The 16,092-nt window shown below is 72.8% G+C and carries 1 protein-coding gene; it reads left to right on the top strand.

The genetic code is table 11. The features are described 5' to 3' along the window. Nucleotides 1–12 precede the first annotated feature (12 nt). Nucleotides 13–16,092 (top strand): non-ribosomal peptide synthase/polyketide synthase, encoded by a 16,080-nt coding sequence (locus tag ACOJUJ_RS11950; RefSeq protein WP_420127105.1) that lies wholly within the window; start codon nt 13–15, stop codon nt 16,090–16,092.

The following is a 16,092-nucleotide window of genomic DNA, read 5'->3' on the forward strand; positions in this document are numbered from 1 at the left end:
CCCGCAGAGCCAATGAGCACCACGCTGTCGAACGCCGAACGCGAACGGATCCTGGAGATGGCGCGCGCCGCGAGGCTGCAGCGGAGCGCGCCCAGGATCTCTGCGATCGTGCCGGTGGAGCGGGGCGGGCGGCTGCCGCTTTCCTTTGCGCAGGAGCGGCTGTGGTTCATCGACCGGCTGGAGCCGGGAGCCGCCGTCTACAACATCCCCATCGCATGGCGCCTGGAAGGGACCCTGCACCAGGTGGCGCTGCAGCGGGCGCTGGGCGAGATCGTCCGGCGCCACGAGGCGCTGCGGACGGTCTTCGCGGAGGTGGACGGCTCGCCGGTTCAGGCGATCGCGCCCTTCGACGGGTTCGCCCTGCCGGTGGAGGACCTGTCGGGGCTGGGCGAGGCGGATCGCGAGGCAGCGGTCGGGCGCCGGGTTGGGGAAGAGGCGCGGCGCGGGTTCGACCTTGCCGCGGGACCCCTTTTCCGCGCCACGCTGCTGCGGCTGGGCCAGGAAGACCACGTGCTGCTGCTGACGATGCACCACATCGTCGGCGACGAGTGGAGCACGGGGGTGCTGTTGCGCGAGCTGTCGGCGCTGGACACGGCGTACCGCGAGGGGCGTGAGTCGCCGCTCGCCGAGCTGCCGGTGCAGTACGCGGATTTCGCGGTGTGGCAGCGCGCGCAGCTGTCGGGTGAGGCGCTGGAGAAGCAGCTGGCGTACTGGCGCGAGCGGCTGGCGGGTGCGCCGGAGCTGCTTGAACTGCCGACGGACCATCCCCGCCCGCCGGTGCAGACGTTCCGGGGCGCGATGGCGCCGGTGGAGTTCTCCCTCGATCTGCTGGAGCGGCTGCAGGCGCTGGGACGCGGCGAGGGGGCGACGCTGTACATGGTGCTGCTTTCCGCGTTCCAGGTGCTGCTCGCGAAGTATGGGGGGAGCGAGGACGTGGTGGTGGGCAGCCCGATCGCCGGGCGCACGCGTGGCGAGGTGGAGGAGCTGATCGGCTTTTTCGTCAACACGCTGGTGCTGCGGACGGACCTTTCGGGAGATCCGTCGTTCCGCGAAACCCTGCGGCGGGTGCGGGAAGCGACGCTGGGCGCCTACGCGCACCAGGAGCTTCCGTTCGAAAAGCTGGTGGCCGAGCTGCGGCCGGAGCGCAGCCTGAGCCACTCGCCCCTGTTTCAGGTGATGTTCACGGTGCAGGACGCCGCGGGCCGAGGCGGCGGCGGAGGCGGGGGAGAACCGCTGCCGGGGTTGAGCGTGCGCGGAGCCGGTGCCGAGCGCGCGAGCGCCAACTTCGATCTTTCCCTGGTGCTCGCGCCGACGCCCCACGGCCTGCGCGGCGGACTGAACTACAGCACGGACCTCTTTGAGCGCGGCACGGTGGAGCGGATGCTCGGCCACCTGGAGCGCGTGCTGGAGCAGGTCGCCGAGGACGCGGACGTGCGGCTTTCGCGGCTGGGGCTGATCGGGGATGCGGAGCGCGCGCGGGTGCTGGAGGCGTGGAACCGTACGGAGGCCGAGTACCCGGCGGACCACAGCATCCACGAGCTGTTCCAGGAGCAGGCCGCGCGGGCCCCGGAGGCGGTCGCGGCCACGGGCGGGACCGTCACCCTGACCTACGCCGAGCTGAACGCGCGTGCCAACCGCCTGGCGCGCCACCTGGTGCGCCTGGGCGTGGGCCCGGAGACGCGCGTGGGCGTGTGCCTGGAGCGCGGGCCGGAGCTGATGGTCTGCACCCTGGCGACCCTCAAGGCCGGCGGGGCGTACGTGGCCATGGACCCCGCCTATCCCCCCGCGCGGCTGGAGCTGATGCTGCGCGATTCCGGCGCGGCGGTGCTGCTGACGGACGGACGGGGCGCCGCGCCGGTGGAGCAGGACGGCGTGCACGTGGTGCGGGTAGACCGGGACGCCCACGCGTGGGCGGCGGAGAGCGCGGACGACCTGCCGGGCCGCGCGGCGGCGCGCAACGCGGCCTACGTGGTCTACACCTCCGGGAGCACGGGGACACCCAAGGGCGTGGCGGTGGAGCACGCGTCGCTGGGCGCCCTGTGCGCCTGGCACGTGCGCGCCTTTGGCGTGACCGCGGCGGACCGCGCGACGCAGGTGGCTAGCCCGGGCTTTGACGCGGCGGTGTGGGAGGTGTGGCCGTACCTCACCTGCGGCGCGTCGGTGCACGTGGTCTCCGAGGAGGTGCGCGCCGATCCTCCGGCGCTGCGGGACTGGCTGGTGCAGCACGCGATCACCGTCTCCTTTATCCCCACCCCCGTCGCGGAGCCCATGCTGGCGCTGGAGTGGCCGGCGGACACGGCGCTGCGGTGGATGCTGACGGGCGGCGACCGGCTGCGGGCGCGCCCCCGCGCGGGGATGCCGTTCGCGCTCGCCAACAACTACGGACCCACCGAATGCACGGTCGTCGCCACGTCGGGCGTGGTGGAGGCGGAGGGCGCGCGGGCGCCATCCATCGGCGGGCCGATCGAGAGCACCCGCGTCTACGTGCTGGACGCGGGGCTGCGGCCGCTGCCGGTTGGCGTGCCCGGCGAACTGTGCATCGGCGGGGCGCAGGTGGCGCGCGGATACCTGAACCGCCCTGGACTGACGGCGGAGCGCTTCGTCCCCGATCCGTTCTCGGCGGAAGGCGGCGCGCGGCTGTACCGCTCGGGCGACAAGGTGCGGTGGCTGGCGGATGGGACGATCGAGTACCTGGGCCGGCTTGACGAGCAGGTGAAGGTGCGCGGCTTCCGCATCGAGCTGGGGGAGATCGAGGCGGCGCTGCGCGGGGCGCCCGGCGTGGTGGACAGCGCCGTGCTCGCGCGCGAGGACGGGACGGGTGACCGGCGGCTGGTGGCGTACGTGGTCGGCGGTGCCGAAGCGGACGCGCTGCGGGAGCAGCTGCGGCGGAGCCTGCCGGAGTACATGGTGCCGACCGCGTTCGTCCCGCTGGACGCGCTGCCGCTGACGCCCAACGGCAAGCTGGACCGCAAGGCGCTTCCCGCGCCGGATCTGGCGCCGCCCGAAGCGTCGTACATCGCGCCGCGCACGCCGTCGGAGGAGATGCTGGCGGGCGTATGGGGGGAGATGCTGGGACGCGAGCGGGTGGGCGCGGAGGACAGCTTCTTCGAGCTGGGCGGGCACTCGCTGCTCGCGACTCGCGTCGCCGCGCGCGTCCGCGAGGTGCTGGGCGTGGACCTTCCGCTCCGCTCCGTGTTCGAGCGGCCGCTCCTCTCCCAGCTCGCGGCCGAGATCGACCGTCTGCGCGGCACCGGCGCCGTCGGCGCCGACGCCATCGTCCCCGCGGCGCGCGAGGGCGACCTGCCGGTGACGTTTGCGCAGGAGCGGCTGTGGTTCGTGGATGCGCTGGATCCGGGAAGCCCGGCGTACGCCATCCCGTTCTCCTACCGCATCGCCGGCGCCCTGGACGACGACGCGCTGCGCCGCGCGCTGGCCGAGCTGGTGCGCCGCCACGAGCCGCTGCGCACCACGCTGCCCTCCGTGGACGGCGTCCCCGTGCAGCGCATCGCCGCGCCCCCGGCCGACTTTGACCTGACCGTCGCCGACCTGCGGCACCTGCCGGAGGACGAGCGCCCGGCCGAAGCGGGCCGGCTGGCGGCCGAAGCCTCGCAGCACCGCTTTGACCTGGCGGCCGGGCCGCTCTTCCGCGCGTCGCTGGTCCGTGTCGCCGACGACGAGCACCAGCTCCTGCTCAACCTCCATCACGCCATCGGTGACGGGTGGGCGCTGGGGGTGCTGCTGGAGGAGCTTTCCACGCTCTACGGCGCCTTTTCGCGCGGCGAGCCGTCGCCGCTGGCCCAGCCGGCGCTGCAGTACGCGGACTACGCTGTGTGGCAGCGCGAGCAGCTGTCCGGCGCCGCGCTGGAGCGGCAGGTGGAGTTCTGGCGGCAGGCGCTGGACGGCGCGCCGGCGCTGCTGGAACTGCCGACGGACCGTCCGCGTCCGCCGGTGGAAACGCACCGCGGCGCGGTGGAGCACCTGGTCGTTTCGTCCGGGCTGACGGCGGACGTGCAGGCGCTGGCGCGCCGCGAAGGCGCCACGCTGTTCATGGTGCTCCTGGCCGCGCTGGACGTAGTCCTGGGCCGGCTCGCCGGGCAGGAAGACGTGGTCATCGGGACCCCGATCGCGGGGCGCACGCGGGCGGAGACGGACCGGATGGTGGGCCTGTTCCTCAACTCGCTGGCGCTGCGGACCGACCTTTCGGGCGATCCGTCGTTCCGCGAGCTGCTGGGGCGGGTGCGCGAGACCACGCTGGCCGCGTACGCGCACCAGGAGCTTCCGTTCGAGCGGGTGCGGGAGGAAGTGCGTCCCGAGCGCAGCCTGGCGCACGCGCCCGTGTTCCAGGTGATGCTCAACCTCCTCAACTTCCAGGGCGGCGCCTTTCGCGGTGAGGGGCTGGAGGTGGCGGGGGCCGGTCCGGGCGGCGAGGTGTCCAGCAAGTTCGACCTGACGCTCTACGTGGGGGAGCGGGGCGGGGAGATCTTCGTCAACCTGGTCTACGCCGCCGACCTCTATGACGCGCCGCGGATGCGCGTTCTCCTGGCGCAGCTGGAAGGCGTGCTGCGCCAGGCCGCGGCCGCGCCGGAAACCCGTGTGGGCGCGCTGTCGCTGACCACGGAAGCGGCGCACGGCGTCCTTCCCGATCCGGCCGAGCCGCTGGACGAAAGCTGGCGCGGCGCCGTGCACGAGGTGTTCGCCGCGCGGGCGATGGAGACGCCGGACGCGCTGGCCGTCGAGGACCCGCGCGAGCGGTGGACGTACGCCGAGCTGGACGCGGCGACGGACCGCCTGGCCCGCGCGCTGGCGGATGCCGGGGTGGGCGTGGGGGATGTCGTCGCCATCACCGGCCACCGGAGCGCGGCGCTGGTCCGCGCGCTGCTGGGGACGATGAAGAGCGGCGCCGCCTTTCTGGTGCTGGATCCGTCGTATCCCTCCGCGCGCCTGGGCGATTACGTCCGCATCGCCCGCCCCGCCGCGCACCTGCACCTCGCCGCCGCGGCCGATCTGCCCGGCGAGGTGGCGGCGCTGCTGGCGGAGACGATCCGTACGCGCATCGTCCTCCACCCGCGTGGCGACGCGGCGGCGGAGGAGGTGGACGGCATCGCGGCGTCCACATCCCCCGTGGCTGTGGAAGTGGGGCCGGATACGCTGGCCTATCTCTCCTTTACCTCGGGGACCACGGGGACGCCCAAGGCGGTGATGGGGCGCCACTCCGCGCTCACGCACTTTACGCCGTGGCTGGCGAGCAGCTTCGGGCTGGGGGCGGGTGACCGCTTCAGCCTGCTGAGCGGCCTGGCGCACGACCCGCTGCACCGCGACGTATTCACCCCGCTTCAGCTGGGCGCCGCCGTCGTGGCGCCGCTGCCGGACGAGACGGGGACGCCTGGCTACCTTGCGCGGTGGATGCGCGAGGCAGGCGTTACCGTGGCGCACCTGACCCCGGCCATGGGCCAGCTGCTGGCCGACGCGGCCGAGGGTGAGCGGATCGATTCACTGCGCCGCGCCTTCTTTGTGGGCGACGTGCTGCGTCGCGCGGACGTGCAGCGGCTCGTCGCGCTCGCGCCCAACCTGCGCGTCTTCAACTACTACGGGTCCACCGAGACGCAGCGCGCCGTCTCGTACCACGTGGTCGATCCCGACGCCGAGCAGAAGGAGATCATCCCCCTGGGACGCGGCATTCCCGGGGTGCAGCTCCTCGTCCGCAACGCCGCGGGCGAGCGGGCCGGTATCGGCGAAGTGGGCGAGATCTGGATGCGCTCGCCGCACCTGGCCGCCGGCTACCTGAACGACCCTGTGCTCTCGGCCGAGCGGTTCCTCGTCAACCCGTGGACGGGCGCGCCGCGCGACCGGCTGTACCGCACCGGTGACCTGGGCCGCTACCGCCCGGACGGCGAGGTGGAGCCCATGGGCCGCGCCGACCAGCAGGTCAAGGTGCGCGGCTTTCGCGTGGAGCTGGGCGAGGTGGAAAGCGCCCTGGCGTCGCATCCGGCCATCAAGGAAGCCGCCGTGCTGGCGCGCGAGGCGGACGCGGGCGACCGGCGGCTGGTGGCGTACTGGGTCCCGGCGGACAACGCCGCGCGCCCGGATCCCGCCGAGCTGCGGACGCACCTGAAGGCGCTGCTGCCGGAGTACATGGTTCCGTCCGCCTACGTGCGCTTGGACGGGCTTCCGCTTACGGCCAACGGCAAGCTGGACCGCCGGGCGCTGCCGGAGCCGGTGATCTCGGCGGAGGAAACCCGCCCCGCCGCGCCGCGCACGCCGACGGAGGAGATCCTGGCGCAGATCTGGGCCGAGGTCCTCCGCACGGAAACCGTCGGGGTGGACGACGACTTCTTCGCGCTGGGCGGGCACTCGCTGCTGGCGACGCGGCTGCTGGCGCGGGTGCAGAACGCACTGGGCGTGGTCCTTCCGCTGCGCGCGCTGTTCGAGGGGCCCACGGTGGCGGAGCTGGCCGCGCGCGTGGAGGAGGTACGCCGCGCGGGGCTGCCGGCGCTGCCGCCCGTCGTGCGCGTGGATCGTGATCGTCCCCTTCCGCTCTCGTTCGCCCAGGAGCGCCTCTGGTTCCTGGACCGGCTGGAGGGCGGAAGCGCGTACAACCTGGCCGCCGCGCTGCGCCTGACCGGCGCGCTGGACGCCGCGGCGCTGGAGCGTGCGTTCGGCGAGATCGTGCGCCGTCACGAGTCGCTGCGGACCGTGTTCCGCGAGGTGGATGAAAGGGCGGTGCAGGTGATCGCCCCCTTCGCCGGCTTTGCGCTCCCGCTCGACGACCTGACGGGGCTGGACGAGACGGCGCGCGAGGCGGCGGTGCGGCGGCGCGCGCGGGAGGATGCGGCGCGTCCGTTCGATCTCACCGGGGGGCCGCTCATCCGCGCCGCGCTGCTGCGGCTGGCGGACGAGGAGCACGTCCTGCTGCTGTGCATCCACCACATCGTCTTTGACGGCTGGTCGTCGGGCGTGCTCTTTCGCGAGCTGGGCGCGCTGTACGCGGCGTACCACCAGGGCGAGGAGTCTCCGCTCTCCGAGCTGGCGGTGCAGTACGCGGATTTCGCCGTGTGGCAGCGCGAGCAGCTGGAAGGCGAGGTCCTGGATCGGCAGCTGGCGTACTGGAAGGCGCGGCTTGCGGACGCGCCGGTGCTGCTGGAGCTGCCGACGGACCGTCCCCGGCCGCCCGTACAGTCACACCGCGGCGCGCGCGAGATGTTCACCCTGCCGCGCGCGCTGCTGGACAGGCTCCAGGCGCTGGGCCGCGGCGAGGGCGCCACGCTGTACATGGTGATGCTCTCTGCCTTTCAGCTGCTGCTGTCGAAGTACAGCGGGAGCGAGGACGTGGTCGTCGGATCACCGATCGCGGGACGCACGCGGAAGGAGGTGGAGGAGCTGATTGGCTTCTTTGCCAACACGCTCGTCCTGCGCACCGACCTTTCGGCCGATCCCACTTTCCGCCAGCTGCTGGGGCGGGTGCGCGAGGGGACGCTGGGGGCGTACGAGCACCAGGAGGTGCCGTTCGAGCGGCTGGTGGCCGAGCTGCAGCCGGAGCGCTCCCTGAGCCACGCGCCGGTCTTTCAGGTGATGTTCGCGCTGCAGAACGCCGACCGCTCCAGCTCCGGCCTGGCGGGGCTGCGGATGGAGGGGGTGGCGGCGGAGGTGGAGACCACCCGGTTCGACCTGTCGCTTACCGCTATCCCGCACGACGGCGGCGTCGGCGGCGTACTGGAGTACAGCACCGACCTCTTCGACCGCGCCACGATCGCGCGGATGCTGGGGCACCTGGAGCGGGTGCTGCAGCAGGCCGCCGCGGATGCGGACGTGCGGCTTTCGGAGCTGGACCTGCTCTCGGGGGACGAGCGCGGCCTGGTGGTGGAGGCCTGGAACCGCACGGAGGCGGAATATCCGGCGGACCGCTGCATTCACCAGCTGGTCGAGGCGCAGGCCGCGCGGACGCCGGACGCTGTGGCCGTCGTCTTTGCGGACGCGTCGCTGACCTACGGGGAGCTGGATGCGCGGGCCAATCGCCTGGCGCACCACCTGTTGGAGTTGGGCGCCGGGCCGGAGGCGCGCGTGGGCATCTGCGTCCATCGCTCGGCGGAGATGGTGGTGGCGATGCTGGCCGTTCTGAAGTCCGGCGCCGCGTACCTGCCGCTGGATCCGTCGTATCCGGCGGATCGCCTGGCGTACATGCTGATGGATTCCGGCGCGCCGCTGCTGGTGACGCAGGATTCGCTGCGCGGCCTGCTGCCGGCGGACGGCGTGCGGATCGTCTCGGTGGATGAGGACGCGGCCGCGATCGCATCCCGTTCCGCCGCTGCGCCGCAGACCCCGGTGGATGCGGCGAACGCGGCATACGTCATCTATACCTCCGGCTCCACGGGCCGGCCCAAGGGCGTGCAGGTGACGCACGGAAACGCGGTGAGCTTCTTCGCCGGGATGGACGAGCGGGTGGGCGGGCCGATGCCGGGCACCTGGCTGGCGGTGACGCGCATCTCCTTCGACATCCACGTGCTGGAGTTGCTGTGGACGCTGGCGCGCGGCTTCAAGGTCGTCGTCCAGCCGGAGGTGGAGCAGGCGCGTGACGGAGAGTCCATTGCGGAGCAGATCCGCCGCCATGCGGTCACGCACCTGCAGTGCACGCCGTCACTCGCGGCGATGCTGATCGCGGAAAGCGGGATCGGAGCGCTGTCGGGCCTGCAGCGCATCCTGCTGGGCGGCGAGGCGCTGCCCTCGGACCTGGCGGCGCAGATCACGGCCGCGCTGCCGGACGGCCTGGTCAACATGTACGGGCCGACGGAGACGACGGTCTGGTCCACCACCCACGCGGTCGAAGCCGCGGACGGGCTGATCCCCATCGGCCGCCCGATCGCGAACACACGCGTGTACGTGCTGGATGCGGCCCTGCGCCCGCAGCCGGTGGGCGTGCCGGGCGAGCTGTTCATCGGCGGCCACGGCGTGACGCGGGGCTACCTGGGGCGGCCCGGCCTGACGGCAGAGCGCTTCGTGCCGGACGCGTTCTCGGCGCGACCGGGCGCGCGGCTGTACCGCACGGGCGACCGCGCTCGGTGGACGGCGGAGGGTGTGCTGGAGTACCTGGGCCGCCTGGACGTCCAGGTAAAGGTGCGCGGCTTCCGCATCGAGCCGGGTGAGATCGAGGCGGTGCTGCGCCAGGCGCCCGGCGTCGCGGACTGCGCGGTCGTCGCGCGCACGGCCGGGGCGGGGGACACGCGCCTGGTGGCGTACGTCGTGGGCGCGGCGGACGCGGACGCGCTGCGGGCGCACGTGGGCCGTGGTCTGCCGGATTACATGGTGCCGTCCGCCTTCGTTCCGCTGGACGCGCTGCCGCTGACGCCGAACGGAAAGCTGGACCGCAAGGCGCTGCCGGCACCGGACTTCGCGCCGGCGGAGGAGGCGTACGTAGCGCCCCGCACGCCGGTGGAAGAGGTGCTGGCGGGGATCTGGGCAGAGGTGCTGCGGCTGGACCGCGTGGGCGTGGAGGAAAGCTTCTTCAACCTGGGCGGACACTCGCTGCTGGCCACGCGGGTGGTGTCGCGGGTGCGCGAGCTGTTCGGGGTGGAGCTGCCGCTGCGGGCGCTATTCGAGGGGCCCACGGTGGCGAGGCTGGCCGTACGCGTAGAGGAGATGCGCCGCGCGGAGCTGGTGGCCCTGCCGCCGCTGGTCCCGGCCGAGCGCACCGGGCCGCTGCCGCTCTCCTTTGCGCAGGAGCGGCTGTGGTTCATCGACCGGCTGGAGCCGGGGAGCGCCACGTACAACATCCCCGCCGCGATGCGTCTGGCGGGCGCACTGGACCAGGCGGCGCTGGAGCGCGCGCTGGGCGAGATCGTCCGGCGTCACGAGGCGCTGCGCACGGTCTTCGCCGAGGTAGACGGCGCGCCGGTGCAGGGGGTGGCGCCGTTCGGCGGCTTCGCGCTGCCGGTGGAGGATCTGTCGGGGCTGAGCAAGGCAGATCGCGAGGTGGCGGTCAATCGGCGCGCCGTGGAGGAAGCGCGGCGCGGGTTCGACCTTGCCGCCGGCCCGCTCTTCCGCGCGGCGCTGCTGCGGCTTGGAGCCCAGGAGCACGCTCTGCTGCTGTCGATGCACCACATCGTCAGCGACGGGTGGAGCCTGGGGGTGTTCTTCCGTGAGCTGTCGGCGCTGTACGCGGCGTACCGGGAGGACGGGGAGTCGCCGCTGCCGGAGCTGCCGGTGCAGTACGCGGACTACGCGCTCTGGCAGCGCGAGCAGCTGGCGGGCGAGACCCTGGATCGGCAGCTCTCGTACTGGCGGGAGCGCCTTTCGGGCGCGCCGGAGCTGCTGGAGCTGCCTACCGACCGTCCCCGCCCGCCGGTGCAGACGTTCCGTGGTGCGCAGGAGCGGATCGAGCTTTCCGGTGAGCTGCTGGACCGCTTGCAGGCGCTGGGACGCAGCGAGGGCGCGACGCTGTACATGACGCTGCTGGGCGCGTTTCAGGTGCTGCTCTCCAGGTACAGCGGGAGCGAGGACATCGTCGTAGGCAGCCCCATCGCGGGGCGCACCAGGAAGGAGACCGAGGAACTGATCGGCTTCTTCGTCAACACGCTGGTGCTGCGGACCGACCTTTCGGGCGACCCCAGCTTTCGCGAAGCCCTGCGGCGGGTGCGCGAGGCGACGCTGGGCGCGTACGAACACCAGGAGGTGCCGTTCGAACGGCTGGTGGCCGAGCTGCAGCCGGAGCGCTCGCTGAGCCATTCGCCGCTCTTTCAGGTGTCGTTTACGCTGGACAACGCCCAGGACACCGGCGGCGGGTTCGCGGGGCTTAGCGTGCAAGGCGTGGGAACGCAGCTGGAGGCCGCCAAGTTCGACCTGTCGCTCGCCTTTGTAGCCACGCCGCGCGGCCTGCTCGGCGGGCTGTCCTACAGCACCGACCTGTTCGAGCGTGATACGGTCGAGCGGATGCTGGGCCACCTGGCCCGGGTGCTGGAGCAGGTCGCCGCGGACACGGACGTGCGCCTGTCGCAACTGGAACTGCTCGGCGAGGCGGAGCGCGAGCAGGTGCTGGAGACGTGGAACCAGACGGCGCGCGAAACCTCCGATCCGCCCGCCCACCTGCTCTTCGCCGAGTGGGCGCGCCGTGCTCCCGAGGCTACCGCGCTCCTGGCCGGCCAGGATGCCGTGACGTACGCCGCGCTGGACCGGCGCGCGGCGGTTCTCGCCCGCCACCTGCGCGAGCTGGGCGTCGGGCCCGAGACGCCGGTGGGGCTGTGCATGGAGCGCACGCCCGATCTGCTGGTGGGCGTGCTGGGGATTTGGAAGGCGGGTGGCGCCTACGTGCCTCTGGATCCCAGCTATCCGGCGGATCGGTTGGCGTGGATGGTCACCGACGCGGCGCTTCCGGTGGTGGTCGTCGCCGAAAGCACGGCCGGGGTGCTGCCGGAGCACGGAGCCACCCTCGTGCGGGTGGATCAGCTTCCGGATACCGCATCCGATGCGGCGCCGGAGCTGCCCGCGTCCGACGCGAGGCTGGCGTACGTCATCTACACTTCCGGCTCTACTGGCCGCCCCAAGGGCGTGCAGGTGCAGCACGGCTCCCTGTCGAACCTGCTGGCCGCCACGCGCGAGGCGTTCGGCGTCGGTGAGGGCGACGTGATGCCGGCGCTGGCGTCGTACGCATTTGATATCTGGCTCTTCGAGGCGCTGCTTCCGCTCACCTCTGGCGCGTCGGTGCGCCTGGTAGATCGCGAGCGGGTGCTGGATGTGCCCGCGCTGGTGGAGGAGATCGCGGACGCCACGCTCGTCCACGCCGTCCCCGCGCTGATGCGGCAGATCGTCCAGGCGGAGCGCGAGACGCCCCGGCTGGTCCGGCTGCGGCGCGCCTTTGTGGGCGGCGACCAGGTCGCGGCTGACCTGCTGGCGGAGATGCGGGAGGTGTTTTCGGCGGCGGAGTCGCACGTCCTCTACGGTCCCACCGAAGGAACCATCCTGGCGTCCACCCACCCGGTGCCGGCGGACGGCAGGGTGGAGGGGCATCCGATCGGCCGTCCCCTGGGCAACGTGCGCCTGTACGTGTGCGACGCCTTCGGGAATGCGCAGCCGGTGGGCGTTCCGGGCGAGCTGCTGATCGGCGGGGCGGGGGTGGCACGCGGCTACCTGGGCCGCGCCGGCCTGACGGCGGAGCGCTTCGTTCCCGATCCCTTCGGCGGAGAGCTTGGCGCACGGCTGTACCGGACGGGCGACCGGGCGCGCTGGCGGACGGACGGGACGCTGGAGTTCATGGGGCGCGTAGACACGCAGGTGAAGATCCGCGGTTTCCGCATCGAGCCCGGCGAGATCGAGGCCCTTCTGCGGGGCCACGAGTGCGTCAGCGACTGCGTGGTGATTGCGCGCGAGGACGTGCCGGGCGACCGGCGGCTGGTGGCGTACGTCGTCGGTGACGCGGAGGCGGACACGCTGCGGGAGCACCTGCGGGGAAGCCTGCCGGAGTACATGGTCCCGTCCGCGTTCGTCTTCCTGAAGGCGTTGCCGCTGACGCCCAACGGAAAGCTGGACCGCAAGGCGCTTCCCGCGCCGGAGTACGCGGCGGACGCGGACCGCTACGTGGCGCCGCGCACGCCTGCCGAGGAGCAGATTGCGGGGATCTGGGCGGAAGTGCTGAAGGTGGAGCGGGTGGGGGTGCACGACAACTTCTTCGCCCTGGGCGGACACTCCCTGCTGGCGGTCACCCTGGTCGAACGGATGCGGCGGCGCGGTGTGCGCGCGGACGTACGCGCCCTGTTCACTACGCCCACGGTGGCGGAGCTCGCCGCCGCGGTGGAAGGCCCCGGCTCCGACGTGCAGGTCCCGCCGAACCGGATCCCGGCCGGCTCCGTGGCCATCACGCCCGAGATGCTTCCGCTGGTGGAGCTTACGCAGGCGGAGATCGACCGCATCGTGGCCGGCGTGCCGGGCGGCGCGGAGAACGTGCAGGACATCTATCCGCTGGCGCCCCTGCAGGAGGGGATCCTGTTCCACCACCGGCTCAGCCCGGAGAGCGATCCCTACCTGCTCCCGCAGCCGCTCGCCTTTGAAAGCCGCGAGCGGCGGGATGCCTACCTGGCCGCGCTGCACGCCGCGATCGCGCGGCACGACATCCTGCGCACCTCGGTGGTGTGGGACGGTCTTCCGGAGCCGGTGCAGGTGGTCTGGCGCCACGCTCCGCTTTCCGTTGAAGAGGTGGAGGTCGACCCCGCCGCGGGCGACGCGGCGAGGCACCTGTACGAGCGCGTCGATCCGCTGCATCAGGGCGTGGATCTGCGCCACGCGCCCATGCTGCGTGTCTACGTCAGCCGGCAGGCGGTCGCGGGGCGCTGGGGGCTGCTGCTGCTGCTGCACCACATGGCCAGCGACCATACCACCGCGGACGTGTTGCGCGAGGAGATGGAGGCGTACCTGGAGGGCCGCGCGGACCAGCTCCCGGCTCCGCTGCCCTTCCGCAACTACGTGGCGCAGGCGCGCCTGGGGGTGAGCCGGGCGGAGCACGAGGCGTTCTTCCGCGAGCTCCTGGGAGATGTGGACGAGCCGACGGCGCCGTTCGGGCTGCGCGAGGTGCACGGCGACGGGCTGGGGCTGGAGCCGGGGATGCTGCGGGTGGAGGCGGAACTGGGCGTGCGGCTGCGGGAGCGTGCGCGGGCGCTGGGGGTGAGCGTGGCGGCCGTGTGCCACGTGGCGTGGGCCCAGGTGCTGGCGCGGGTCTCGGGGCGGAGCGACGTCGTCTTCGGCACCGTCCTCTTCGGCCGCATGCAGGGTGGGGAGGGAGCGGACCGGGTGCTGGGGCCGTTCATCAACACGCTGCCGGTGCGCATCGGGGTGGGGGAAGGTGCGGAGGCGAGCGTGCGCCGGACGCAGGCGCTGCTGGCCAGCCTGGTGCGCCACGAGCACGCATCGCTCGCGCTGGCGCAGCAGATGAGCGGGGTGCCGGCGCCGGAGCCGCTGTTCTCGGCGCTCTTCAACTACCGTCACGCGGGTGGTGGAGGAGGGCGCGGCGGAAAGGGCTCCGCGCGCGGGCCCAGCCAGACCCTGCAGGTCATGGAGCGCTCCAACTACCCGCTCAACCTGGCCGTGAACGACTGGGGGGACGAGTTCTCCCTGTCGGTGCAGGCGGAGGCCGAGGTGGGCGCACAGCGGGTGTGCGCGCTGATGCACACGGCGCTCGCCGGCCTGGTCCAGGCGCTGGAGAACGCGCCCGAGCGGCCGCTGGACACCATCCAGGTGCTCCCGCAGGCCGAGCGGCGGCAGGTGCTGGAGGCGTGGAACCGGACCGATGCGGAGCTTCCGGCGGACCGGTGCATCCACCAGCTGTTCGAAGCCCAGGCGGCGCGCACACCGGGGGCGGTGGCCCTGCGCTTCAAGGACGCGTCGCTCACGTACGCGCAGCTGAACGAGCGCGCCAACCGCCTTGCGCATTACCTTCGGCGGCGCGGGGTGGGGCCGGAGGTGCGGGTGGGGATCTGCCTGGAGCGCAGCCTGGAGATGGTGATCGGCGTCCTGGCGGTGCTCAAGGCCGGCGGCGCGTACGTGCCGCTGGACCCGGCTCTGCCCGCCGAGCGGCTGGCGTACGTGCTGGAGGACAGCGGCGTGCCGCTGGTGCTGGTGCAGGCCGCCCTGCGCGAGGCCGTCCCCGCGCGCGAAGGCGTCGAGGTGGTGGAGGTGGACGCACTGGCGGAGCGGCTGGCGGCGGAGCCGGCGGAGAACCCGGTAGGTGGCGCGGGGCCGGAATCGCTGGCGTACGTCATCTACACCTCCGGCAGCACCGGCCGCCCCAAGGGGGTGATGAACCACCACGGCGGCGTGGTGAACCTGCTCTGGTCCATGCGCGGAACCGTGGCGATGGCGCCCACGGACCGGCTGCTCGCCATCACCACCCTGTCCTTCGACATCTCGGTGCTCGAGCTCTTTCTGCCGCTGCTCTCGGGCGCGCGGGTGGAGGTCCTGGACCGCGCCACGGCGGCGGATCCCGCCCTGCTGCGGGAGGCGGTGGGGGCGGGCGCCGGGACCGTGCTGCAGGCCACACCCGCGACCTGGCGGCTCCTTCTGGACGCCGGCTGGGAGGGCGCGCCTGGCCTGCGCGCCCTCAGCGGCGGCGAGGCGCTGCCCGCGGAGCTGGCCACGCGGCTGCGCGCGCGCGTCGGCGCGCTCTGGAACGTGTACGGACCCACCGAGACCACCATCTGGTCCACGGCGCAGCATCTGGAGGCGGAGGTGGGCCGCGGGCAGGTCTCCATCGGCGCGCCGGTGGCCAACACGCGGGTGTACGTGCTGGACCGCTACCTGTCCCCGCTGCCGGCGGGCGTCCCGGGCGAGCTGTACATCGGCGGGGCGGGCGTGGCGCGCGGCTACCTGGGGCGGCCGGGGCTCACGGCGGAAAAGTTCGTCCCCGACCCGTTCAGCGCCGAACCCGGCGCGCGCCTGTACCGCACGGGCGACCTTGCGCGCTGGCAGCCGGACGGAACGCTGGACTTCCTGGGCCGGAACGACTTTCAGGTCAAGGTGCGCGGCTTCCGCATCGAGCTGGGCGAGATCGAGGCCGTGCTGCGCCAGGCACCCGGCGTTACGGACTGCGCCGTCGCCGCGCGCGAGGACGAGACGGGCGACCAGCGGCTGGTGGCGTACGTCGTGGGTGACGCGGAGGCGGCGGCGCTGCGCGCGCACGTGCGGCGCAGCCTGCCGGAGTACATGGTCCCGTCCGCGTTCGTACCGCTGGAGGCGCTGCCGCTGACGCCCAACGGCAAGCTGGACCGCAAGGCGTTGCCGGCGCCGGACCTGGCGCCGGCGGAGGTGGCGTACGTGGCGCCGCGCACCCTGGTGGAGGAGGTGCTGGCGGGGATCTGGACGGAGGTGCTGCGCCGGGACCGGGTGGGGGTCCACGACAGCTTCTTTGACCTGGGAGGGCACTCGCTGCTGATCATGCGCCTGCTCGCCGAGATCCAGGACACGTTCGACCTGGAACTGACGATCCGCACCGTGTTCTCCATGCCCACGCTGGAAGCCATGGCGGGAGAGATCGAGCGCAGGATCTATGAAGACGCAGCCACCTTGTCCGACATCGCGGCCGAGCAGCTGTCTGAATCCAACCCCGTTGCAGGAGTCTGA

The organism is Longimicrobium sp., assembly GCF_048594345.1.
In the GTDB taxonomy this organism is placed as follows: Bacteria; Gemmatimonadota; Gemmatimonadetes; order Longimicrobiales; family Longimicrobiaceae; genus Longimicrobium.

What these genes read in the sequence shown, in the direction of transcription:
- ACOJUJ_RS11950 (WP_420127105.1), top strand. Translation starts at nt 13, where the DNA reads ATGAGCACCACGCTGTCGAACGCCGAACGCGAACGGATCCTGGAGATG.